This window comes from Vibrio sp. SNU_ST1 (assembly GCF_030563405.1).
In the GTDB taxonomy this organism is placed as follows: Bacteria; Pseudomonadota; Gammaproteobacteria; order Enterobacterales; family Vibrionaceae; genus Vibrio.
Genome location: NZ_CP130749.1, coordinates 963,526 through 988,766 on the forward strand (window position 1 = coordinate 963,526; position 25,241 = coordinate 988,766).

At 43.0% G+C, this 25,241-nt stretch carries 22 protein-coding genes and 1 pseudogene; 10 read left to right on the top strand and 13 right to left on the bottom strand.

The window, feature by feature from the left end:
* Positions 1-27: 27 nt before the first annotated feature.
* Positions 28-426: a RidA family protein gene (locus tag Q5H80_RS18635; protein WP_004730412.1), complete on the bottom strand. Its 399-nt coding sequence runs from the start codon at positions 424-426 to the stop codon at positions 28-30.
* 157 nt (positions 427-583) lie between these two features.
* Here Q5H80_RS18635 and Q5H80_RS18640 point away from each other — a divergent pair, with 157 nt between their 5' ends.
* On the top strand, positions 584-1,465 hold the full coding sequence (locus tag Q5H80_RS18640; RefSeq protein WP_171330088.1) for a LysR family transcriptional regulator: 882 nt from the start codon (positions 584-586) through the stop codon (positions 1,463-1,465).
* Positions 1,466-1,685: 220 nt separating this feature from the next.
* Here the strand turns inward: Q5H80_RS18640 and Q5H80_RS18645 are convergent, their stop codons facing one another.
* The 5 genes from Q5H80_RS18645 to Q5H80_RS18665 form a co-directional block, all read right to left on the bottom strand.
* Positions 1,686-2,234 carry an RNA-binding S4 domain-containing protein gene (locus Q5H80_RS18645; protein WP_304569580.1) on the bottom strand — a complete coding sequence of 183 codons (549 nt, stop codon included), beginning with the start codon at positions 2,232-2,234 and terminating at the stop codon, positions 1,686-1,688.
* 116 nt (positions 2,235-2,350) lie between these two features.
* On the bottom strand, positions 2,351-4,003 hold the full coding sequence (gene yejF, locus Q5H80_RS18650) for a microcin C ABC transporter ATP-binding protein YejF (protein WP_304569581.1): 1,653 nt from the start codon (positions 4,001-4,003) through the stop codon (positions 2,351-2,353).
* A gap of 9 nt (positions 4,004-4,012) precedes the next feature.
* Complete coding sequence (locus Q5H80_RS18655; protein ID WP_304569582.1) at positions 4,013-5,035, bottom strand: ABC transporter permease; 1,023 nt, start codon at positions 5,033-5,035, stop codon at positions 4,013-4,015.
* A 31-nt stretch (positions 5,036-5,066) separates the two neighbouring features.
* The gene (locus Q5H80_RS18660) at positions 5,067-6,155 is read right to left on the bottom strand and encodes a microcin C ABC transporter permease YejB (RefSeq protein ID WP_304569583.1); all 1,089 of its coding nucleotides are present in this window, start codon (positions 6,153-6,155) and stop codon (positions 5,067-5,069) included.
* Positions 6,156-6,167: 12 nt separating this feature from the next.
* Positions 6,168-8,063 (bottom strand): extracellular solute-binding protein, encoded by a 1,896-nt coding sequence (locus tag Q5H80_RS18665; protein WP_304569584.1) that lies wholly within the window; start codon positions 8,061-8,063, stop codon positions 6,168-6,170.
* 341 nt (positions 8,064-8,404) lie between these two features.
* Between Q5H80_RS18665 and Q5H80_RS18670 the strand changes: the two genes are divergently transcribed.
* The 8 genes from Q5H80_RS18670 to Q5H80_RS18705 all read left to right on the top strand — a co-directional run bounded on the left by Q5H80_RS18670 (position 8,405) and on the right by Q5H80_RS18705 (position 17,154).
* Complete coding sequence (locus tag Q5H80_RS18670; protein ID WP_304569587.1) at positions 8,405-9,448, top strand: endonuclease/exonuclease/phosphatase family protein; 1,044 nt, start codon at positions 8,405-8,407, stop codon at positions 9,446-9,448.
* A gap of 730 nt (positions 9,449-10,178) precedes the next feature.
* The gene (locus Q5H80_RS18675) at positions 10,179-10,493 is read left to right on the top strand and encodes a winged helix-turn-helix domain-containing protein (RefSeq protein WP_304569590.1); all 315 of its coding nucleotides are present in this window, start codon (positions 10,179-10,181) and stop codon (positions 10,491-10,493) included.
* 277 nt (positions 10,494-10,770) lie between these two features.
* On the top strand, positions 10,771-11,190 hold the full coding sequence (rbsD, locus tag Q5H80_RS18680; RefSeq protein WP_304569592.1) for a D-ribose pyranase: 420 nt from the start codon (positions 10,771-10,773) through the stop codon (positions 11,188-11,190).
* 100 nt (positions 11,191-11,290) lie between these two features.
* A complete protein-coding gene (gene rbsA / locus Q5H80_RS18685; RefSeq protein WP_304569593.1) occupies positions 11,291-12,796 on the top strand; it encodes a ribose ABC transporter ATP-binding protein RbsA in 1,506 nt (501 codons plus the stop codon).
* On the top strand, positions 12,793-13,779 hold the full coding sequence (gene rbsC / locus Q5H80_RS18690; RefSeq protein WP_017082395.1) for a ribose ABC transporter permease: 987 nt from the start codon (positions 12,793-12,795) through the stop codon (positions 13,777-13,779). The genes rbsA and rbsC overlap by 4 nt, the downstream gene beginning before the upstream one ends.
* Before the next feature lie 159 nt (positions 13,780-13,938).
* Entirely contained in the window at positions 13,939-14,817 is an 879-nt protein-coding gene (gene rbsB, locus Q5H80_RS18695; protein ID WP_304569597.1) for a ribose ABC transporter substrate-binding protein RbsB, read from the top strand.
* Between the two features lie 256 nt (positions 14,818-15,073).
* Positions 15,074-16,000, top strand: coding sequence for a ribokinase (rbsK, locus tag Q5H80_RS18700; RefSeq protein ID WP_065105475.1), 927 nt, complete (start codon positions 15,074-15,076; stop codon positions 15,998-16,000).
* A 152-nt stretch (positions 16,001-16,152) separates the two neighbouring features.
* A complete protein-coding gene (locus Q5H80_RS18705; RefSeq protein ID WP_012600807.1) occupies positions 16,153-17,154 on the top strand; it encodes a substrate-binding domain-containing protein in 1,002 nt (333 codons plus the stop codon).
* A gap of 125 nt (positions 17,155-17,279) precedes the next feature.
* Here Q5H80_RS18705 and Q5H80_RS18710 read toward each other — a convergent pair whose 3' ends face one another.
* Positions 17,280-17,945, bottom strand: coding sequence for a hypothetical protein (locus tag Q5H80_RS18710; protein ID WP_304569598.1), 666 nt, complete (start codon positions 17,943-17,945; stop codon positions 17,280-17,282).
* Between the two features lie 296 nt (positions 17,946-18,241).
* On the opposite strand from Q5H80_RS18710, the gene Q5H80_RS18715 reads away from it, so the two are divergent.
* Positions 18,242-19,786, top strand: coding sequence for a cyclic diguanylate phosphodiesterase (locus Q5H80_RS18715; RefSeq protein ID WP_304570779.1), 1,545 nt, complete (start codon positions 18,242-18,244; stop codon positions 19,784-19,786).
* Between the two features lie 103 nt (positions 19,787-19,889).
* Here Q5H80_RS18715 and Q5H80_RS18720 read toward each other — a convergent pair whose 3' ends face one another.
* From Q5H80_RS18720 to Q5H80_RS18745, 6 genes and pseudogenes are all read right to left on the bottom strand, one after another.
* Positions 19,890-20,765 carry a prohibitin family protein gene (locus Q5H80_RS18720; RefSeq protein WP_304569599.1) on the bottom strand — a complete coding sequence of 292 codons (876 nt, stop codon included), beginning with the start codon at positions 20,763-20,765 and terminating at the stop codon, positions 19,890-19,892.
* 149 nt (positions 20,766-20,914) lie between these two features.
* Positions 20,915-21,292, bottom strand: coding sequence for a hypothetical protein (locus Q5H80_RS18725; protein WP_304569600.1), 378 nt, complete (start codon positions 21,290-21,292; stop codon positions 20,915-20,917).
* 300 nt (positions 21,293-21,592) lie between these two features.
* A pseudogene (locus Q5H80_RS18730) lies at positions 21,593-22,248 on the bottom strand (DUF4150 domain-containing protein); the annotation flags it as partial.
* Between the two features lie 239 nt (positions 22,249-22,487).
* Positions 22,488-22,844: a hypothetical protein gene (locus Q5H80_RS18735; RefSeq protein WP_304569601.1), complete on the bottom strand. Its 357-nt coding sequence runs from the start codon at positions 22,842-22,844 to the stop codon at positions 22,488-22,490.
* Entirely contained in the window at positions 22,841-23,392 is a 552-nt protein-coding gene (locus tag Q5H80_RS18740; protein WP_304569602.1) for an imm11 family protein, read from the bottom strand. Before Q5H80_RS18740 ends, Q5H80_RS18735 begins: the two co-directional genes overlap by 4 nt.
* Before the next feature lie 2 nt (positions 23,393-23,394).
* Positions 23,395-24,936 carry an AHH domain-containing protein gene (locus Q5H80_RS18745; RefSeq protein ID WP_304569603.1) on the bottom strand — a complete coding sequence of 514 codons (1,542 nt, stop codon included), beginning with the start codon at positions 24,934-24,936 and terminating at the stop codon, positions 23,395-23,397.
* Positions 24,937-25,241: the final 305 nt, after the last annotated feature.

Genomic DNA, 25,241 nt, shown 5'->3' on the forward strand with positions numbered 1-25,241 from the left:
CGCAAATAGCTTTAGTTCACAGTCTGATTATTCAGGTTGAGACGCCGATGCATAAACTACGAACTCGACCAGCATCTCTTCTCTTGCTAACCCTGCAACGACGACGGCAGCACGGTTTGGATAAGGTGCATTGAAGTATTCTCCGTATACGCTGTTTACCGTTTTTAGATATTCACGGTCTGTCACGTAAATCAGAACTTGCAGCACTGAATCCATAGATTCGCCTGCACACTCCAATGTATGAACAAGGTTGTTAAAAGTCTGACGCGTTTGCGCTTCAATACCGCCCTCTACTACTGCGCCAGTTTCATCAATTGGAATCTGCGCTGTGTATAGAGTGCCGTTATTAACGATTGCCCACTCTAGTGGTGCTTTTGAAGCGAAAAGCTCGGTTTTTACTGGGTGCTTTTTAGTTTGTGCGTTCACGATTTTATCCAACTTTGTAACAACTATGTTTCAAGATGGTTAAATACTGCACCTTGACGACTGATAAATCTAACGGTAAATTTTGTGCATTTGATAAATAAAACCTATCACCTTGCTAAAAGTAAGGTATAGCAAGGGCTAGAGAAGGATCTGTGCCATGAGTATTAAGCTACAACAGTTAAAACATTTTGTTTTAGTGGTCGAAGAAGGCGGATTTCGAGCGGCATCTCACCGAGCAAATCGCTCGCAAGCGGCACTTTCTACGTCGATAAAAGAGCTAGAAAAAATACTTGGTCAACCACTGTTTGAAACAGGCAACAAATCAACCCTGACACCTTTCGGGGAAATATGTCTGCCAAAAATCATTCAGTTTCTTAATGTTTACAAAGCATTAGACAATGATCTACGCGCAGCCGCGGCAGGACAACAAGGAAGAGTTCGAATAGCGAGCGTGCCATCAGTAGCGGCAAAATTAATCCCTAGTGTTTTAGGGGCTTTTTGTGAGCAGTACCCGAATGTAGAAGTCAGCTTGATTGATGATAATGCGGCAGGTGTGGAAGCAAGATTACTCTCAGGAGAAGTGGATGTTGCCCTCGGAAATAGCTCCCATTTAGAAGAAGAGAGCATCGACTTCACACCTTTACTCTCAGATCCTATCGGTGTAGTGTGCCTCAAAGACAACCCTATCGCCTCTCAAAAAGAGGGAATCGAGTGGCAAACTTTGTTAAAACAACCCTTCATTCGCAACGGTACTTGTACCCTACTTGACCCAACACCCGCACGAATGCTCAGTGAACAAGCTTTGTATTCAGTAGAGAACATTACTTCCCTGTTTTCGGTGCTAGAGCTCGGGATAGGCGTGACCACGCTACCTAAACTGGCTTTCCCAACCAATGAAACCCGCTTGGTATGGATTCCATTGATTGACCCGCCTTTACAGCGTCAAATCGGTATTTTCAGATTGTCTGATCGTACGATCTCGCCACAAGCGCAGGCTTTTCATGACTTATGTATTCAATATCTGAGTTATGAAGACTAAGGAGCTAACACCGCCAGCCTGAAGAACCCCACTCTGTAAAATGTAAAATTATTTTCTTGTACCAGATTGGTTTAGGTTTAATTTGGCGATACAAAAAAGGCTCACTAATTAGTGAGCCATTTGATATCTGCTTAACGCAAAACCGAGGTCTAACGTTGCTTGATGTTCAAACAAATAGTTTTAAAAGATTCGTTTTAGAGCAGCAGTTTAGAACTATAACTTAGAAGAACTCAATCGAATTACGGCCGCTTTTGTCGTCACGTGTTGGCTCAGGCGTATCCGCTTTCTTTTTCGGTTTGTTTTCTTTCTTCTTCTCTTTTTTCTCTTTCTTTGGTTCAGCCGTTGCGCTTAGCATTTCTGCTTTGCTTTTCTTAGATTCTTTCTTCTTAGAATCCTTTTTAGACTGACCTTTCTTCGCCTTGTTATCTTTTTTAGGCGCGTCTTTCTTTTTCGGCTTGTCTGATTCTTCTTGTACTGGCTGATCACACACCACTACATAGTATTCTTGGTTGAATTCAAAGAAGTCTCCATCGTACATTTTACGACGTTTACGAGTTTCCAATTCACCATTAACCGCAACATAACCTTCAGAAATGATGTGCTTAGCTTCACCGCCACCACTCACTAGGTTAGCAATTTTAAACACTTTGTAGAGTTCGATTGGTTGAGACGATACATCAATACCAATTGCTTCGATCTCAATCTCTTCGCCTTCTTCGCCAAGCTCTTGGCCTTCGTAGTCAGCGTCTTCGTAATGTTCTTGGTCCATGGTGACCTCTACCTAAATATGTACTTCTGAAATATTGGGCGCAGTGTAATCTTAAAACAACCAAATGACCATGTTGAATTCACCGAGCACTCTTTTGTTCTTGTTACGCACCCACTTTATACCGCACCACCAACATTCGAAAGGCTGACAAGCTGCTTGGTGTATTCATGCTGCGGATTGCCGAATAAGGTTTCTGTGTCACCCTTCTCTATTACCTCGCCAGCTTTCATGACGATGGTGTAATGACACAAGGATTTCACGACATTCAAATCATGACTGATAAAGAGATAAGTCAGACCATACTTTTCTTGAAGTGATTTCAACAGATCCAGCACCTGCGCTTGAACCGTTCTGTCGAGTGACGATGTCGGTTCATCTAGCAAGATAAACTCTGGCTTAAGGATCAGAGCACGAGCAATCGCAATACGCTGCCTTTGACCGCCCGAAAACTCATTCGGGTAACGGTGACGAGTTTCAGGGTCTAGGTCGACCTCTTTCATTACATCGCAGATGCGTTGGTCGAGCTCGTTCTCATCCAATTGTTGATGCACTAACAGACCCTCACCAATCACCTGAGCAACCGACATTCTCGGGTTTAGCGCAGAAAACGGATCTTGAAAGACCACTTGCATACGGCTTCGAAACGGTAGCATCTGTTGGCGGTTTAAGCCTTGAATTTGTTCGTCTGCGTAGGTAATTGAACCTTCACTATCCACCAACTTCAATATCGCCATACCGGTTGTTGATTTACCAGAGCCGCTCTCTCCTACTAGACCGATTGAGTGCCCCTTTTTCAAGCTGAATTCCATGTCGGTGACTGCTTTAACATGCGAAATAGTCCGCTTGAATAAGCCTCCCGTAATCGGGAACCAGACACGAAGTTGATTAACATCGAGCAGAGGTTCGCTTTGCGGAGAAACAGGTACAGGCAAGCCTTTAGGGTCAGAGTTGATAAGCTTTTGTGTATAAGCGTGAGCTGGCGCGTTGAAGAGTGTTTTACAGTCATTGCTTTCAACTAAGCGGCCATCTTTCATTACCGCCACTCTGTCGGCAATCTTACGAACGATACTCAAGTCATGGGTGATAAAAAGCATCGCCATACCCAATTCTTGCTGCAAGTCTTTTAGAAGGTCGAGGATCTGCGCTTGTACCGACACATCCAATGCGGTTGTCGGCTCATCAGCGATAAGTAGCTCAGGTTCGTTGATGAGTGCCATCGCGATCATCACGCGCTGACGTTCACCGCCAGACAACTCATGAGGGTAAGCTGAGATCTTTTGTTCTGGGTAGCGAATACCAACCTTAGAAAGCCATTCAATAGCCAAGGCTTGAGCTTTATTTGTCCTCATACCTCGGTGAATCGCGAGGGTTTCAACCAACTGCTTACCAACTCTATGAAGTGGGTTCAATGAAACCATAGGCTCTTGGAAGATCATACCAATACGCCCGCCACGAATCCCACGCAGTTGTCTTTCAGAACAACTCAGAATGTCGGTGCCAGAGAAATTGATCTTGCCGTTTAGGTAGTGGGACGAACCTTTAGGTAACAGTTTTAAAATCGAGTTAGCCGTGACCGATTTACCGGAGCCACTCTCGCCCACCAGCGCTAATGTCTCACCTTTGTATATTTCTAAAGAGACGTCTTGCGTCACTTGTTCTATCGAATCATTACGCCCGAAACCGACAGACAATTTATCTATGGTCAGAACTGGAGATGCATTCGAAGCCTCTACTGTTGACCCTGAAGTAGGAACTGTATTAGAAGTCATAACTTATCCTTACTTCTGTTGATGTGGATCGAAGGCATCACGTACTGCTTCACCAACGAAGACAAGTAACGTAAGCATTAAAGAAAGTACGACAAAGGCAGAAATGCCAAGCCAAGGCGCTTGTAAGTTAGCTTTACCTTGCGCCAAAAGCTCACCCAACGAAGGCGAGCCCGCAGGCAAACCAAAGCCCAAGAAATCTAATGAGGTTAATGTGGTCACCGAGCCTGACAAGATAAACGGCATCATGGTTAGTGATGCGACCATCGCATTGGGCAGCATGTGACGAAGCATAATGCGTTTGTCATCAACGCCCATGGCTTGCGCGGCGCGCACATAATCGAAGTTTCGACAGCGTAAGAATTCCGCTCGTACGATACCTACTAAACTCATCCAACTGAACAGCACCATAATCCCGAGCAACCACCAGAAATTAGGTTCGATAAAACTGGAAAGGATAATCAGCAAGAATAGGGTCGGCATACCAGACCAGACTTCAATGAAACGCTGCCCGAACAGATCAACCCAGCCACCGTAATAACCTTGTGTCGCACCGACTACAACGCCGACGACACTCGATACAATCGTCAGAATAAAACCAAACAAAACGGAGATACGGAAGCCATAAATGATACGAGCCAATACATCTCGTCCTTTATCATCGGTTCCTAGCCAGTTGACTGAATCAGGTTCCGAAGGCACAGCGCCTGAAATATCGAAGTTTATTGTGTCATAGCTAAACGGAATGATTGGCCACACGATGTATCCGCTGTCTTCAATGAGTTCGATAACATACGGGTCTTTATAATCCGCTTCGGTTTCAAATTCGCCACCAAATTCGGTCTCGGCATATTCATTAATGACAGGTACAAACCACTGATTATCATAAGAAACTAAGAGTGGCCTATCGTTGGCGATGATCTCAGCGAACAGGCTCAGTCCAAACAAAATGGTAAATATCCAAAGGGAGATAAAACCACGCTTGTTTGCTTTAAAACGTAACCAACGAGATTCAGCTAAAGGGTTGTTAAACATTTATTATCAATACCTTTTTATTCATTCGCCATTAACGCGCTTCAAAATCAATTCGAGGATCAACCCAGGTATAGGTCAGGTCGGAGATAATGCTCAGCACCAAGCCAAGCAAGGTCATAATATAGAGAGAGCTGAACACTACTGGGTAATCTCGTTGAATTGTCGATTCAAAGCCAAGTAAACCGATGCCTTCGAGTGAAAACATCACTTCAATCAACATAGAACCCGTGAAGAAAATACTAATAAATGCGCTCGGGAAACCTGCAATAATAATCAACATCGCGTTACGGAAAACGTGCTTGTAGAGAATGCTACTCTCATCCAAACCTTTCGCTCGCGCAGTAACCACATATTGCTTGTTAATTTCATCAAGGAAGGAGTTTTTGGTCAGCATGCTGAGCGTGGCAAAGCCGCCGATCACCATAGCAAAAATAGGCAATGCCAAGTGCCAGAAGTAATCGCCAATTTGATAATACCAGTTGAGCTGGTCGAAGTTACTCGACACCAATCCACGCAATGGGAACCAACTGAAGTAGTTACCACTCGCGAATAAAATAATCAGAATGATCGCAAACAAAAAGCCCGGTACGGCGTAACCAACAATCACCACCGCACTCGACCAAATATCGAAGCGAGACCCGTGATGTATCGCCTTCATGATGCCTAGAGGTATCGAAATCACATAGATGATTAACGTACTCCACAGCCCTAAAGAAATGGAGACGGGTAAACGGTCGATGATCAAATCAATCACGTTGCCACCCTTAAACAGGCTTTCGCCAAAGTTAAAGGTCGCGTAGTTTTTCAACATGTCGAAGTAACGAACGTGAATCGGCTTATCAAAACCAAATTGCTTTTTGATCTCTTCAACCACTTCAGGATCAAGCCCGCGTGAGCCTTTGTAGCCACTCGCAGACGCTTGGTCACTTTCGCTTAAATCAACCTCTTGTCCACCACCAGAAAAGCGCTCCATGATGCCAGAGTTATGCCCTTCTAACTGAGCAACGGCTTGTTCTACCGGACCTCCTGGGGCAATCTGGATAATGAAAAAGTTGATGGTGATGATCGCCCACAACGTGGGGATCACCAACAACAAACGTCGAAATATATACGCGGCCATGCTAACTAACTCCTAGCGACGTTTTTCAGGAAGCAAAGCCGCCTTCTCTTCTGAAATCCACCATGTATCGATACCTAAATCGTATTTAGGCAATACATCCGGACGCTCAAACTTGTCCCACATCGCTACGCGGTATTCGCCAACGTGCCATTGCGGGATATTGTAGAAATTCCACTGCAACACACGATCAAGAGAGCGACCTAGCGTAAGTAGCTTTTCAGGGTTCTGTTGGTTACGTGCGATTTCTTCTGTTAACGCATCAACCACAGGATCCATCACACCTGCCGTATTGTAAGTAGAATCAATGTAGTTAGAGTTCCAAACGATCATTAAGTTCGGGCTAGGATAAGGGTTTGCAGAAAATGACGACGAAACCATATCGAAATCACGATCGCGCAAGCGCTTTATGTACTGAGTCGTATCAATGGTACGGATCTTCATCTCAATACCCATACGCTTCAGATTCTTTTGAACTGGCGTTGCAATACGCTCCGTGGTTGGACTGTAAATCAACAGCTCGAAGGACATCGGCTTGCCAGTCTTTTCGTTAGTCATTACTTTGTCTTTCAGAACCCAACCCGCCTCTTTCAGCAATTTGAATGCAGTACGCATCTGGCTGCGAATACGACCACTGCCATCGGTTACTGATGGCTGGAATTCTTCGGTGAAAACTCTTGGCGGGATTTGATCTTTGTACTGAGACAGCAACGCCACTTCGTCTTCACTTGGTAAGCCTTTCGCTTCATAGTCTGTGTTTTGGAAGTAGCTACGGGTACGTTTGTACTGACCGTAGAACATGTTCTTATTCATCCACTCAAAGTCCATCGCGTAAGTTAACGCTTCACGAACTTTAGGATCAGAAAACACAGGAGATTGAATGTTGAAGACAAAGCCTTGGGTCGACTCTGGCTTTTCGTGGTTTATCTCTTCCTTAATGATGTAGCCTTTATCGAAGTTCGCGCCCGTGTAAGAGTTGGCCCAGAACTTAGCCGAGTTTTCCGTTCGAAGGTCGAACTCCCCTGCTTTAAAGGCTTCTAGCATTACGGTGTCGTCGCGGTAGTAATCGTATTGCACTTGCTTGAAGTTATTACGACCGACGTTAACAGGCAGGTCGGCTGCCCAGTAATTTTCATCTAAACCATAAGTCACGCTTTGACCCGATTTATAGCTGATGATCTTATAGGGACCACTGCCTACTGGCGGCTCACTTAAAGGCTCAGACAGTTTTCTGTCTTTCCAAAAGTGTTGTGGCAATACACGAGTGCCTTGTGCAAAACTGAACAGCTTTTCGCGATTTGGACTGTTCATTTCAATACGAACCACTAAATCAGAAACCGCGGTGACTGACTTAATTTCTTTGTAGTAAACACGATATTGAGGCACACCCTCGGTTGAAAACTTATTAAAGGTAAATGCCACATCGTGCGCGGTAATAGGCTCACCATCTTGGAATCTAGCTTTTGGGTTGATATCGATTTCCATCCAAGTGAAATCACTGGCGTAGCGAACCTTTGAAGCGATCAATGGATAGTACGCATCAATTTCATCGCTCGGAGAAAACATCAAGGTATCGTAAATCTCTCCAGTGTAACTTGCCGCAACGCCGCGAGAACCGAATCGATTAAAGCTATCATAAGTACCTATGCTGCCATAGGTCACTTTACCCTGCTTTGGCGCATCAGGATTAACGTAATCAAAGTGAGTGAAATCGGCTGGATATTTTGCTTCACCAAAACCAACCAGTTGAGTGGTTTCAATAACGGTGACAGCAGGCGTTGATTGGTTATCAGAAGCGTAGGTAGCGGAGGGTTGTAAAGCAATAAGCGGCAACATGATTGCACATGACTTCAAATTAAACCTGAAAAATTGCGTGCGTTGCGAGGCTTTGCGTCGGAAAACTGTTCCCATTTGACTCTCCCTTCAAATGTTATGAATTCGATATTCAAGTTGATTAATCGGCTTTGAATGCATGCCGTTAAATCAAGTATAGGTTCAAATCTAACATCATGTAATAACTAATAAAACCATCAGCTCTCTATCTGTTACCGTTTACTTCAATTAACTCGTCACCGCTCGAAGTTCTTTCGATGACACTGGCTATGACAACAACACAATCATCTCACTAACGTAAATGCCACAACTCTCACTGGCTTTGATTGGTTTAATTAGTCAAACTTAGCCCCCAAATAATCAACAAACTATACTTTACTGGAGTATCCTTGCTGCTTAGGTCTAAATGGAATGACACTTTGAACAAACCAAACCACATAACATTCGCAACATTCAACCTTCTGAACTATCTCGAACCACCGAATGCTTATTATGATTTTGAGAACATCTACAGCTTCGAAGAATGGCAAAAGAAGCAACATTGGATGGCTGAAGCGATTCGCTCATTAGATTGTGATGTGATTGGCTTTCAAGAGATATTTAGCCCGCAGTCTTTAGAGCAATTGACGAACGAGCTAGGTTATCCATACTTTGCTGTTGTCGATAGTGCGCACGTTGAAGATGATTACCTATACACCTCACCAGTCGTTGGGATCGCTTCCCGTTACCCGATTGAAAACGTGCAGCCTGTCACACCTGATTCCAGCTTCCTTGCAGCCTTTGACCTTGGAGACAATTTCTCATTCAACCGAACGCCTGTTCATGCCACGATTACGTTGCCTCATTTAGGTTCAACCGACTGTTATGTTGTGCATTTCAAATCACAGCGTCCGACTGAACCAAGAACTGAATCTATCGATGAGGATAATGCTCAGCAAGGTGAAAAACCACAAAGTGACACGCTCACTCGCTTTCACCAAGAGCAACTTGGCTCTTGGTTATCTAGCGTTCAGCGCGGCCTTGAAGCTCAGGTGCTGCATCAATACATCACCAATCAACGCTATCTAACCGACCAACCCGTTGTGTTGATGGGCGACTTTAATAAGCCTCTATTCAACGACGAGTTTAAAGGGCTATTAAGTTATTCAATAAACAGAGACGAAAACAGCAAGCATTGGCTGTCCCACTTTCGCTTAAAAGACAGCTGGGTTCTTTACCATCAACTGCATGAAGAAGACTTGCTTGAACAGCGTAAACCAACCCATTACTACGGCGCTTCAGGGTCTGTACTAGACTACATTTTGATGTCGAACGAGTTCGATTGTCAGAACTCTTCAAGCTTAATGGAGATCTCTAGCTACACAGTGTTAGACCATCACCTGATTAATCCAAGCTTCGAGCACGATCAATTCAGTACGGACCATGCCATCGTTGCTGTCACCGCTCATATTCGTGAAGCCTAGTTAGCTATTAGTATTTAATTGGGATTACATAGCATGCTGACACCATTGCAAAATTTAAACTAATTTAGCTTTTCGTTATCGATTGGCCTTACTTATTTCACATTCAAGATTGTGTACCTTCCACTACTACACAATCTTGTTAGAGTTATACACCCCGTCGAATTCGCGAGCATGATAGGCTCACAGAAAACAAAAAAATAAATAAAAATGTAATCGCTTTACCCCCCAGACAACAGAATTAGTTAAAACACAATAAGCAACTGAATAAAAAAGAAATAAAAAAAAACTAACGTTTGTTTGAACAATCCATCCCCTTCCAAATCATCCGATTTTTAGGTTTTTCCACCTCGCACTTACGCAAGCTTACTTTCAAGAGTGGCGTGATTTTGCATAATCCAAACGCTTTAGTAGCTTGCCGACTTAACTTAGGGCGTGTTGATCTTTCGAGCTGATTTTTGCAGCGAGTTGCTGGGTATTTATACAAGGCAGAGGCGTCGATGTGTAGCTAGCCTACATGAGAAGCCGATAACGTAGTAGAAATGGCCAGCAAACGCTGCCCGAAGGGTTCGGCTAAAAGCGTTTTACTCTTTGTTGAGGGGGATTTGCTTAGAGTGACTAGGCTACTTCCCCCTCGCCGCGATTAAAACGTTTTTATCTCGAACAAAATTTAACCACGAAAGGTCAACACGCCCTAATCTCCAACAATCAGAATAAGACGAATAGAAACACGATGAACCACACAATAGATCTCAACGGCTTAATCATTGATACTGACTCTCGAACGATTACTAATGAACAGGGAAACAAAATAACTTTACGCCCTCATCTACTTTCGGTGCTCTGTTTACTGGCAGAAAATCTAGGGGAACCAGTCTCTAGAGAAGATATTATTGATGTGTGCTGGGAAGGGGAACTCACCTCTCCTCACATACTTGCTAACGTCATCTATAACTTGCGTAATGTTTTTACGCGTTTAAGAAGACCCAATATTCAAATAACCACAATCACCAAGTTTGGATACATTTTATCGGTCGACCCCGCTTAATTAAATTTAAGTTACGCTACATTGTGTCAAAACGGTATGAACGACAAACCGTCGCTCACTCTTACATCTCTATTGCGATCTATTTATGCAATCAATAGCGTTGACGGAGATCACTAAAAAACGCCCCATCGAAACGTTTCGATGATCGTTATCACACTCTAGGAAAGTGAAGAGTGCAAATGATAAATCAGACACTATTATCACTATCGAAACGTTTCGATGGCTTTTCTTGAGTTGTTCTCAACCCATTAAACGTTATTTTTCGATAGGTCGTGATATGAAAAAAAGTACTCTAATTAATTCTGAACTCTCTTACTTAGTGGCGACTCTTGGCCACACTGATGAAATCACGATTTGTGACGCGGGCTTGCCAATTCCAGATCACGTAACTCGTATTGATCTTGCCTTAACTCATGGTGTTCCGAGCTTTCAGCAAACGGTAAAAACCATGCTGGATGAATCTCAAATTGAAGGCGTTGTGATTGCAGAAGAATTTGCGAAAGTAAGTCCAGACCATCACGCTGCGTTGATTGATTTAATTAAGACAGAAGAAGCGCGTTGCGGCAAATCGCTTTCGATTACTTACATCACTCATGAAGAATTCAAAGAGCGAACGCATGATAGCCGCGCGGTTATTCGTACTGGCGAATGCACGCCATACGCAAATGTTATTTTCCAAGCTGGCGTAACGTTTTAGCTCAAGCGAAACGCAAAAACAGCTCAGTGTCATTACTGAACCAAAAACAATGCATATACAGAACAATCAAACACAACTGGCCCCGAGTAAAGGAACCGACATGACTCAAGCCATTTTAGAACTTAGCTCAATTGAGAAAGCCTTCCCAGGTGTTAAAGCACTAGATAAGGCAAGCCTCAACGTTTACCCAGGACGCGTAATGGCGTTAATGGGGGAAAACGGTGCAGGTAAATCAACGTTGATGAAAGTGCTTACTGGCATTTACCACTTGGACGGCGGCACTATCGCATACCAAGGTAAACCAGCGGCATTTAAAGGACCACGTGATTCACAACAAGCCGGCATTAGCATCATTCACCAAGAATTGAACCTAATTCCTGAGCTAACCATCGCCGAGAACATCTTCTTAGGTCGTGAAATCACAAGCACCATGGGGCGTATCTTGTGGAACGAAATGTACCAAGAAGCGGACAAGCTACTTAAACGCCTTAACGTAAAACACAGTCCAAAAACACCTTTAGGTCAGCTAAGCCTTGGTGAGCAGCAAATGGTAGAGATTGCGAAAGCCCTATCGTTTGAATCTAAAGTCATCATCATGGATGAGCCAACGGATGCGCTCACTGATACTGAAACTGAGTCGCTATTTAAGGTGATTAACGAGCTGCGTTCTGAAGGCTGTGGCATTGTTTACATCTCTCACCGTTTGAAAGAGATCTTTGAGATTTGTGATGACATCACCGTACTTCGTGACGGTAAGTTCATTGGACAATGTGAAGTAAAAGACACCGACGAAGATGGCCTAATCGAGATGATGGTTGGCCGTAAACTGGACGAGCAATATCCACGTATCGGACAGAGCCACGGTGAAACCTGCCTTGAAGTGATTGGCCTGACTGGTTCTGGTGTTCATGACGTGAGCTTTACGCTAAAGCGTGGTGAAATCCTGGGTGTATCTGGGCTGATGGGCGCAGGTCGTACCGAACTGATGAAAGTGATTTACGGTGCCCTTCCAAGTGAACGCGGCGTCATCAACCTAGAAAACAAAACCATCAATCCTGTAAGCCCGAAAGATGGCTTGGCGAATGGCATTGCTTACATCTCTGAAGACCGTAAAGGCGATGGCTTAGTTCTAGGGCTTTCAGTCAAAGAAAACATGTCTTTATGTTCACTGGATCTGCTTACAAAAAGCGGTCAAATCCAACATAAAGATGAAGTAATGGCGGTTGATGACTTCATCAAACTGTTCAATATCAAAACTCCTACTCGCGAGCAAATTATTGGCAACCTTTCTGGTGGTAACCAACAGAAAGTGGCTATAGCTAAAGGCTTGATGACAAAACCAAAAGTTCTGATTCTCGATGAGCCCACTCGTGGTGTCGATGTCGGTGCTAAGAAAGAGATTTACCAACTCATTAATAAGTTTAAAGCCGACGGCATGAGCATTATTTTGGTCTCATCTGAAATGCCAGAAGTATTAGGAATGAGTGACCGCATCATGGTGATGCATGAAGGCCGTGTAAGCGGTGAATTTAATGCTAAAGAAGCAAACCAAGAATTATTACTGGCGTGTGCGGTCGGTAAAAAGATCAACGAGGACGCAGCATGAGTACTAAAACCATGAGCAAAACAACCGAAGCTCCAAAGAAAAAGCCGTTAATCAGCAAAGAGTGGCTGATTGATCAAAAGTCATTGATTGCTTTGATCTTCCTGATTGTTGTCGTTTCTTTCTTAAACCCAAACTTTTTTACTGTCGATAACATCCTGAACATCCTGCGCCAAACTTCGGTCAACGCGATTATTGCAGTCGGTATGACACTGGTTATCTTAACCGCGGGTATCGACTTGAGTGTCGGCTCTGTACTGGCACTTTGTGGTGCTTTCGCAGCCAGCATGATTGGCATGGAAATCCCTGTGATGATCGCAGTGCCAACCGCTCTAGTAGCAGGTGCTGCATTAGGTGCTATCAGTGGTGTAATTATCGCCAAAGGTAAGGTTCAAGCCTTCATCGCAACGCTAGTCACCATGACTCTACTTCGTGGCGTAACCATGGTTTACACCGACGGTCGCCCTATCTCGACTGGCTTCACAGACACAGCAGATGCGTTTGCTTGGTTCGGTACAGGCTACGCAATGGGCATCCCAGTTCCAGTATGGATCATGGTCGTGGTATTCGCAGCGGTATGGTACCTACTTAACCACACACGCTTTGGTCGCTACGTTTACGCACTAGGTGGCAACGAATCAGCAACTCGCCTATCAGGCATCGACGTAGACAAAGTGAAAATCGGCGTTTACGCAATCTGTGGCCTGCTAGCTGCAGTAGCTGGCATCATTGTGGCCTCTCGCTTGTCATCAGCTCAACCGACCGCAGGTATGGGTTATGAGCTAGACGCCATCGCAGCCGTGGTTCTTGGCGGCACAAGCTTAGCGGGCGGTCGTGGTCGCATTATGGGTACATTGATTGGTGCACTGATAATCGGCTTCCTAAACAACGCCCTAAACCTATTAGACGTATCTTCTTACTACCAGATGATTGCAAAAGCAGTGGTTATTCTTCTGGCGGTATTGGTCGATAACAAAAACAAATAAACGTAACACCTTGCTCTATCTATAAAGCAACATTTATAGAAAAAGCATCTTTAAGTAAAATATCTATCAGTAACAAACCTATAAACATTAAATCTATAAATAATGTAACAACGAGCTAGGGCTCACCTCCTAGCTCCCCCTACATAAAGGACTTACATCATGAAAAAATTAGCGACTCTTATTTCTGCGGCTCTTCTTTCTACTACAGTATCTGTGTCTGCACAGGCTCAAGATACAATGGCAATCGTTCTGTCTACACTGAATAACCCATTCTTTGTAACCATGAAAGATGGCGCAGAGGCGAAAGCAGAAGAGCTAGGCTACAAGCTTATCGTTCTTGATTCTCAAAACGACCCAAGCAAAGAGCTTTCGAACATTGAAGATCTAACCATTCGTGGTGTTAAAGCAATCCTGATTAACCCAACGGATTCAGATGCAGTGTCTAACGCAATTCGCATTGCTAATCGTTCAAACATCCCTGTACTGACACTAGACCGTGGTGCAAGCCGTGGTGACGTAGTAAGCCACATTGCTTCTGATAACGTAATCGGCGGTGAAATGGCGGGTCACTTCATCATGGAAAAAGTAGGCGAGAAAGCGAAAGTTATCCAACTTGAAGGTATCGCTGGTACATCAGCAGCTCGTGAACGTGGTGAAGGCTTCATGAACGCAGTAAACGGCAGTGACTTAGAGCTTCTAGCAAGCCAACCAGCTGATTTCGACCGTACTAAAGGTCTAAACGTAATGGAAAACTTGCTTGCTGCTAATCCAGACGTACAAGCGGTATTCGCTCAAAACGATGAAATGGCTCTAGGTGCACTTCGCGCAGTTCAAGCTTCAGGTAAAGAAGTGATGATCGTTGGCTTTGATGGCACTGAAGATGGTATCGCTGCTGTTGACCGTGGCCTACTAGGCGCAACGGTTGCACAACAGCCTGATCTAATCGGTTCTTTAGGTATCGAAATCGCAGACAAAGTACTAAAAGGCGAGACAGTCGACGAGTACGTACCAGTAGCTCTAAAAATCATCGCTAAGTAATCATTATTCTTAACTAGGAATAACCATTACTTAACTAAGAGTAGTATCTGGGTGGGGGTCCCCTATCCCCCACCTTTCTTCACTCATTAACTCGCTGACTCAAGACAAAAAGCAAAAACCGACAGTGCATCGCTGTTTCTCATACAACCCTCGAACGAGACGGGCAATTAACGCAACAAGAATTTACGTAATAAGAATTAACGTAATGAGAAAGACCCATGCATTTTCAAATACGATATATCATAAGGCTCGTATCATGACTCAACTGATTGTTTTAGGTAGCGTTAACGCTGACCACGTACTGCAAGTTCCTTCTTTCCCTCGTCCGGGTGAAACCTTGATTGGTGGTAACTATCAGGTCATTCCTGGCGGCAAAGGCGCAAACCAAGCCGTAGCGGCAGCGCGATTAAACGCAGATATCGGCTTTATAGCCTGTGTCGGTGACGACCCGTTTGGCATCAATATTCGTCAAGACTTTGCCAAAGACGGCATCAACATCGACGGCGTTATCGTTGCAGACAACACACCTACAGGCATCGCGATGATCCAAGTATCTGCGACGGGTGAAAACAGCATTTGTCTTTCTGCTGAAGCCAACAACAAGCTGACTTGTGATCAGATCGAACCACACCTAGAGAAAATTCGCGGCGCTAAATACCTTCTAACTCAACTTGAAACGCCAATTGAAGGCATTGAATACGCGGCAAAAGTTGCAAAAGAGAGTGGCACTCAAGTTATTCTAAACCCGGCACCTGCTCGTCCATTGTCGGATTCATTGCTTGCTTGTGTTGATGTGATTACACCCAATGAAACCGAAGCAGAAGTGCTGACAGGCATTACCGTGACTGATAGCGCATCCGCTCATCAGGCAGCTTTGGCTTTGCACGCAAAAGGCATCGAGACTGTGATGATCACACTTGGCGCGAAAGGCGTTTGGGTAAGTAAAAACGACAAGGGCGAGCTCATTGCAGGGTTCCGCGTTGAAGCGACAGACACAACCGCTGCTGGTGATACCTTCAACGGCGCATTGGTGACAGGCTTACTTGAAGACATGCCACTTGAGCGCGCGATTAAGTTTGCTCATGCCGCGGCTGCTATTTCCGTGACTCGTTTTGGAGCTCAAACGTCGATTCCGAGCCGTGCTGAAACCGATGCGTTTTTATCAGAGCAATTATCTGCCTAGCTTTATACCCATTTGAAGGCTTAACTCCTGAGCTAAACCGTAGTTAACGGATGTGAGCCTTCAAATTCGGTAACAACAAATAACAAGCATAAGCCCCTGTTTTCGGGCAGAATATCGCGCAACGTGGCAAGTTACTCCCACAAGGATTTTTTATGGCAACAATGAAAGACGTCGCTCGGCTAGCAAAGGTTTCAACCTCAACCGTCAGCCATGTGATCAACAAGTCACGTTTTGTCAGTGAAGAGATTGCTGAGCGTGTTAACAGTGCGGCTAAAGAACTCAACTACGCACCGTCTGCATTGGCTCGCAGCTTGAAAATGAAGCAAACCAAAACCTTGGGCATGCTGGTTACTACCTCTACAAACCCATTCTTTGGCGAAGTAGTAAAAGGTGTTGAACGTCGTTGTTATGAGAAAGGCTACAACCTTATCTTGTGTAACACCGAAGGCGACAGCGACCGTATGAAGTCATCTATCGATACCTTGCTGCAAAAGAGGGTCGATGGCTTGATGTTGATGTGCTCAACCCTTGAAGGGCAGCATATTGACGTATTTGAACGCTACCCAGAACTACCTGTTGTGGTAATGGACTGGGGCCCAATGCTGTTCGCGAGTGATAAGATCCAAGACAACTCGCACCAAGGTGGCTACATGGCGACCAAGCATTTGATAGATAACGGCCACTCTCAGATTGGTTGTATCACAGGCCCACTGCATCGCAATCAAGCCTCTTCTCGTTATCAAGGCTTCAAGCAAGCGATGGAAGAAGCAAAGCTAGAGATAAATCCTAAATGGATTGTTGAATCCAACTTCGAATGCGATGGCGGCTTTGACTCATACCAAACACTAAAGACTCGAGGCGTAATGCCGTCAGCAATCTTCGTGAGTAATGACATGATGGCAATGGGTGTGATTCACGCTGCCGCACAAGATGGCACGTCGATTCCAAACGATCTTTCGATCATTGGCTACGATGACATCCATTTATCTAAGTACATGACCCCTGCTTTGAGCACTATCCACCAGCCAAAGCACCGTTTAGGTAAAGCTGCCGTAGATACTCTATTGAACCGACTCAAAACACCAGATGCGTATCCACAGGTTGTTGAGTTAGAGCCAACGTTAGTTGAACGAAGCAGCGTAAAAGCGATTTAGGGCTCAGCCCTCCACATACTAAATCACAAAGGGCAAGGTTATCTAACCTTACCCTTTTCGATTCTATTGCGTTTCACTCATCTTCTTAGCGATTCATCAGAAATGCGAAAAACGCTTATATGAACCTATAAATGTCGCACATTGCGACTCTTTGCTAAATAGGTGGCCAGTTTCTGATAACTGCGTTTAGGATTATGTCCAAAAACCACAAAAGCATACAGCCAAATAACAAGAAGCATTGAAAACAAACCTGACTGAAAACCACTCGAGTAAACCTCAGGTAGCAAGTCGATTACCTTTTGATAGTTCGCAATTGAAATTGTTGCTTTATTGCTAATCAACTCATACGTTAAGCTTATTGGGCCCACGAAGGCCCAGACTAAAAACCACGACACGCCTGCGACAGGCACTAAACTCAGTAGCGGCTTAAGTTGCTTAATTGGAAAAATGAAATACAAAAGCATAATCAAATATAGAACGGCTAAAAATAAGCTCCATGCGTTAACACTGACCCCAAAAATCCGATAGCGCTCATCGAGATACATGACTAACACTACCGCCCCCAATACACTAAGCGATAATAATTTGCCCACATACCTCGTTTCAGAAAACCTGATCAGTACATAACCAATCACAAGAAGGAAACAAGAGATCCAGGCTAAAGCCTCAGCGGTAGTATCTAAAAAGACAGGTGTTGCTGTATTAGACAGAATGAGGATCGCGTAAGTAGGACCTATCATCAAAAACGCGATGAACACACGCACCAACATCCAAATCATATTTTTTATCATTACGCTCAAATCCACTCACTCGCATTATTTCAAAAATTGCAGTTTTCAATTTGATGATAAAAAACCGGCAACAATCCGCTTCATCAAAAAACGTAAAAGTACTGAACAAAAAACGACACACTCAACCTTGGAAGTATATCTAACACCCTGATTTCTATAGTGCGACCATGCGTTACGCTATTTATATCAATAACTCATACTTTTGTTCACACTATTTATGCATAAGCTTGCGTTATTATCGCTAAATTTATAAATTAAGTTGTATGCACACACCAATCGGTCACGCTTCTCTTAATATGGATATCAAGTACCAGCATTTTGCCAAAACTTCGTTCTTCTTTGCCATTTCTTTCTTTTTTTTCATGGCATTGCTCATTCCTTTGACACCTTCCCATTACCAAACGTTAACCGAAGACACATCAAGGTTAATAGAAACGAGGTTAGAACGAATTCAATCAAGGTTCGACCGTTTTTTATCTGAAATTACCCCAGATCAGCCTTGCGACGCGATTGTTAGACAACTTCGACAAAACGTTTTTGAAGCCGATTGGGTGAAAGAAGCCGCGGTGTTCGACAAGGAGGGTCGATTTTACTGTTCAACCACTGATGGTGATGTTTCATTTCGCTTATACAACACCATCAGGCAGCGGCTCAATGACGCCCCGAATTTAACCACCTTATCGTACTCAAACTCGGCCATCACTCAAGTTCGATCGATCATGCTGATATTCTCGACTAAGGAAGGCTCAGGAGTAAGCCTGATGATTCCTCCGCACTTCATCTTTGAGCTTGTAGAAGCTAATTTGAATAGCCATGGCATTAACTCTAAAGTTGAGGTGATCAAAAGAGACATTCACCCTACCGACCTCGGCTCATACAACGCGACAGTACGGATACAGTCAGACATCTACCCATTCACCATCACCTCATACATTGGTTATCAGTATTATATTAACTTCATGCTGAGTCACTTATGGTTTGGCTTTCTTATGGCCGGAATTACGACCATTATTCGCCTTTCCCTCAAGCATAAAAAACAGTGCCAACGTAGCTTAGAATATTCTCTATCCAGCGCTCTGAAAAACAAACACCTACATGTTCACATGCAACCTATCGTTAACCAAAGCACCAATAAAATCGTAGGCTGTGAGTCATTATTGAGATGGAACGATCCAATTGAAGGTAACGTCTCCCCTGCTATCTTCATTCCATTGGCTGAAAGTTTGGGCTTGATTGAGAAACTAACCTATTTCGTGCTGCATGAAGTGTTAAGGACATTGAAAAGTAATCAAGAGGTGTTTGCATCAAAGTACATCAGCGTCAACATCAGCCGAAACGTTGTATCCAACAGTAACTTCACTAATAAAGTGATTAGCATCTTTAAAAGACACCCTGAGATTCTCAAGCAAGTGGTTTTCGAGGTGACAGAGGATGGTGAGTGTTCTGATGCCGATATGGTCAAAATTAAGGACAACTTGCAAAAGCTATCTGATCTTGGTGTAAGAATTGCCATAGATGACTTTGGTACTGGCTACGCAGGATTAGACTTTGTAAGGCAATTTCCGTTCAGTATTCTCAAGATTGATCGCGTGTTCGTGAAAAACATATCCGACGAATCCAGTTTTGGTATCCCACTATTAGAATCCATGCTTCAGTTATCACGCACCTTAGGCATGCAAGTCATAGTTGAAGGCGTTGAGTACGAGTCACAACTGAAGATCTTGTCGAAACTTGGCGTCGACTACATCCAAGGCTTCTACTTCTATAAACCTATGCCAATAAGCCTCGCCATTAGCTTGATCAAACAGCAGGATTTTGAGTCCGATAGCCTTGAGGAATGACGTACCTCAAAGCTGAAGTGTGATTTGATTTAGATTGGTATAAAGCACAAACCCAACACCGACATGAAGTCTGTGTTGGGAACAACTTTTAGTTTCCTTAATCCTACTTAGATCTCATATCTAAAATAGGCATATTTTCACCACCCAACATTGTTGCTGGCAGCTTTCCGTCCCAATTTTGAGCTTCGGTCAGTTTAATGATTAATGGGTTATCCCCAAGAGCTTTGGCCTTTGCATTAATAGCTTCTGCTTCAGCAAAACCTTTTAACTTAATTGCCTTCGCTTCAGCTATAGCGATAAGCTCAATGCCATCAGCTTCAGCTTTTGCCGTATTTACGGCTCTTTGAGCTTCTAAGTTTTGCCTAGCAAGTTTATGTTTCTCTGCTGCGGCTAAGTTTTTCTCAGTCTGCTTCGTTTCAATTGAGGTAAGGTATTTTTTTGGTAGGGCTATATTTTCAATCTGTATATTATCTACGCTTACTGGAAACGCGGCCATTTCTTCAATTAAATTGGATTCAATCGCCTGAATAGCACTCGCTCTATCTTGAATTAACTGCTCTGCATCATACTTGGGAATAACATCCTTAGTTGCCGACCTAAATCTAGGGTCAAGAATACGAGCTTCAAACTGCGGAAGACCGCCATACTGTCTAAAAAGATCTAACGCTGCAGATTTATCTACCGTCCAGTTCACAGATACGACGACAGTAACTGGCATCTGCTCCTTTGTACTAGAGGCCATTTTCTCTTCATTCTTGCGTGTTCGAACTTCAATTTCTTCAACGCTGTCGATAAACGGTACTTTGAAGTGTAAGCCTGGGCTTACCTGTGTTTTAGCTTCACTAAAGCGCTTAACAATACCAATGTGCCCCTCATTAACAGTATAAACTGAACTAAAGAGAACAAAAGCAACGGTAATTCCGGCACCTAGCTTTTTAATAGGTAAGTTAAATTTCTTCATTTCTACAGCTTGTTTCATGTTTTTGACCAACCAACTTATTATATGTGTAAATAATCAATATCAATCCTAACGCCCGTAAGAAGGTGAGCCCCACAGAGCTAACCAAGTACACGGTACTCTTACCGTAACTACCGAGCGTAACGCATCATGTGAATCCTTATTTTTTATTACTTGCCTGTTTTATATCCCATCACGAGCCTTACTATTCCATCGAGTTCCTCGCGTTCGTTTGACGAATATAACCCAGACTCTACAACACCAACGTCATCGTTATTGAAAACACCGACACGTAACTCATACTTTTTGGTTAAAAGGTATCCAACGATGCCAATTATGGAAAACACACCAATACCAGCAAGTGGACGAAAAAGGAAAATAGGTAAACTAAACACAACCGCAATAAAGAACGACCTTGTGATTTTACTTTTAATGTCATGCTCTTTAACGTAGATATTTTCTAACGTATTAAGCCTAAGAGGCTTTGGGCTCTTCCTTGTTACAATCGAATCAGACTCAAGCCAAATATTCTTTTTGCCACTTTCCATTACTCCTCCATAAATCCAACCAACTTAAAATACGATAAACCTATCTTTAACAACACATTACCAATCAATACTTGCAAGGTAAATGATTAATGCGATTGATTCCCATTATCGCACACGGTGCCGATTGATAATTTGATGGTGACTTTAACCTAGCCGACAAAGACCAAAGCGATCGTTAATAACGATTATGGCATTGTCGAAGTCGAAGATGCTTAACCAAAAAGAGACAAAAAATAGCTAAATGATTAATAAGATTATTATCACGATCTTATCTTGACCTTGCTCGCCTCGAGTTTTCCCAAAACCAACCTCACCTCGTTTAGCTTCTTCAATAATTAATTGGGCATTCGCATTTGGATTGAAATTAGGGTTGGTTTTAGTTGGGATGTTCGGCATGAACTCACTACTGTCTTCACCATAATCAATGTTAAACTCTCCCGGGGCAACGCCACCCACCGAAGCTTTGCCTACATTATCTAATGTGCCTTCAAAGGCAGCGCTGGTTTGATCAACCAGTTTATATGTCGCCCCTTGAACAGGTTCCCCATCTGAGTAAGAAAGAAACAAATCGACTGTATACGTCCCTTCTTGCTCTTCGGTTACAGAAACCGAAGGATTTTGCGCACCACCTAAACACATGGTGTTGGCTTTATTCATCGTCATTTGATCGGACAGGTGACATACACCGACGCCTTCAAATTTAACGGTTGGAGAAGCCGATATGAATTCTGCCTCGGCTTCGATGGTGCCAGAGGAGACACCCTTTTTATCACCACCGGCATCGCCAGTACTGGCACTGAATTTACTGCTTTTATAGCAATGCTGTTACCACCATCCATAGAAACGGTGGTGGTGCCGCCAGCTAAATCAGCGGACTTTGCATTATTGCCATAAGGAATAGGTACAACAGAGTTGCCGACTGTTGTTAAACAAACATCAGGAAGCGTTGCGTTCGCTTAACTCAAAAAACACCGCAACTAAACGCAAAAAGCGCCTTGCGGCTCTTTTAATTCTGACGGTCTAATAACGACCATATGGAGCTGTTGTATCATACCAAACGTCGACACACCCAGCAGACTTTAAGTCTTTAATCTAGTGGAATTATCTTCAACTTTGATAGTTCAAACTTGTTGCTAGGTGAGCGAATTTGACCATCGAATAGAAGCGGAAACGTATTATCAGACCCGTTTTTAGATCAACTTAAACGATGTTCAATCACTGCTGGTGTTTGCTCGAACAAAGCTTGAATCAGCGCTGACTCAAATTTAAGCGACTCTTTACTATAAACAATTCCAGAATCATTTCTTCCCGTATCATATTGGCTTTGTAAGACTGCAGGCAAAAAAGCATACATGTTTTCAAAAGGCTCTCCATCGGCTTCATAATAAGTTGCTGTTTCAGTTTTAAAACCATCCGGTACTTTCAAGGCATCTCTTACAAAGACTCCTGGTGAAGGAAAAAAGACTAGAACCAAACCCGGTATTTTAGGAAACAATGAGTTCGACTTAGTTTCCGAAAGCAAACCGTCTTGCTTAAACTTCTGTTCAATCATGCAAACTCCATAGGTATGAATTCGATTCCAGTTACACCAGCAGCCTCTAGAGCAGATTTAACATTATCACTTACAAAGCAAGCCAGTTTATAATTTGATAACGTAAAACAGTCATGCATAATTTTTTCTTTAGTAAATTTACTCTTGTCTATAAATACATCTGAAACTCGTCCGTACCCCCCATAAATATCCTTAAACCTCTTCGCTTTAGATGCATTAGGATCAAGTAAATCATAACTTGCTACGTAATTCATAAATGAATAACTTAATTTCTTACCTTCATTGTGAACTTCTACAGGCAGGAATTGAATTCCTTTAAAGCCTTTTGTTTCAAAAATCTCTTGAACTGTATTACTAGCCAAAAATCCGAGAGCGATTTTCAAAAAGTCTGATACACCACGTTCTTCATAGAAATCATCAACCGTAACAACCGGCTTATGAGTAAATAATTTAAATTTAGTTTGGTAGCAGTTCAATTGCAGAGGTTCTTGCTCAGAAAATGACCCCTCACCTTTTTCAAATCTACCAAACATTAAATGGTACTTCATACTTAAAAACCCAATTTTGAAACAACTTTGCCTTTATAGGCCAGACGTTGTAGTTTGCCACTTCTAGTAACTTTGAAGTCGTGGTGTAAGTCTTTACTTTTACTTGAATTCAACCTGTGACTGCATGTTTCGCTAGTTGCTGTAATCGACGCATGTGTTAATTGATTACAACACCCCTTTCCACCGCTATCATAAATATCATGGAACTTATTGTTTAGTTCACCATTCCTGCTAAATTCGATGATATCATCATATATATCGCTACTAATCTCTTTTAATTCACCATTAATCTCTTTTATTGCAGATTTATCGCAATAGTAAGATGACTGTATTGCATCTGAAACCAACCTTAACTGAGTTCTCACATTAATTGTATAGGGGGTGGGGGGTGGACCGCTATGCAAAGGTAACTCATAGAAACATGCTAACTCTGGAATCGTAGGTAAAACGACAATATTGTGCCAATCATTTAACTCATATCCTAGAGCAGATAACTTTTTATACAAAATCGAATTATTTTTTAGCTCATCAACTGTAATAATGTGGTGAGCTGCTAAAATACTACCTGTCGAAAACTGTTGTCCTTGTTCTAGTAAGCCATCTACCTGAGCTTTAACGAATTCTCTTTTAGCCTCAGCCTTGTCCCAGAGATGTTGAGGTCGTCGATAACTTTTACCACCTGGATTTCTGTCATAACATCTAGCATACAACGGGTGTATATAAGGGGAAGAGCTAACTCTTCCATTGTGTTCCTTCAAAAAGACCCAAGGATAGTGTTTGTTTTTTTTTGTTCCACGCCTTACAAACCCAAATTCAGTGTCGCTTTTTAAATAGTACTTACCCTTAAACCCTTTTTCATTACAATAATTGACCGCTGAGCCACCTTGCTTTTTCTTGCCTACTTTCTTCTCGCATAGCCAACATTTATCGGGCTTCTTCTCTTTCTTTTCTTGGCTGACTTTATCATCATGCGTACCCGCCTCAGCAGACCCTTTATCTGATTGAGAGCCAGCATTCGATTTAGATTTTCCTCTTCTAAGGCTCATATCGACTTTGTCTTTCAGAAACATTAAAGCATCAGGAATATGTTGGTGTGCCTGCTTTTCGACGGCTTCAACCTGAGATTTAAAATTTCCAATTTCCAGCGCATATTCATCGTAGCCAAAGAAAGAGGCTTTTTTGGCTAGCTCGTCTAATACATCAGCGAAACTCAGAATCGCCTCAGAGATAATTTGTAAGACTTCATATTTAATAACATTCCAATCCAGATTACTTAAGAACTTATCTACATCACCTTTAACATATTCTCTAACAAGAGCATAAACGTCATCACGAGATTTGTCTGACTTTACTGCCTTTCCAATTCCTTTTAGAACTGAACCCAAAGTTGGTATGGCGCCGATACCCGACAATGCCAGATCTAACCATGCTTCTTGGTTGTTCTGATTATCTTCTTCACTAAGGAACAAGATGTTTGCAGTTATATCTCTTGCATCGAGAACCTGATCAATTCCCGGGACTACACCAAGTAATGTATTTAACATTATCTGGGCAGTTGTGGGATCTTTATTAAAATCCCCTACAATCCCCCCCCAGAGCCAGCTGCCAATGTAACCCTCCCAGTTTTAATGACGGAGAGTTTTACGCTGCCAGAAAGGCGGGATAGAAGTTATCCAAGAGCATTAAAAAGAAGGCCCAGTCGGTATGCAACTAGGCCTTCAAAAAGGAGGTAAATGCTTCCTAACTTACAAACATTACGCATTTCGGCGCTTCATTTAAACGTCTATCACCTAAACATCACCAACATGGTGCTTAAGTAAAGAATTGAACTTAGGTAGATTAAAATATA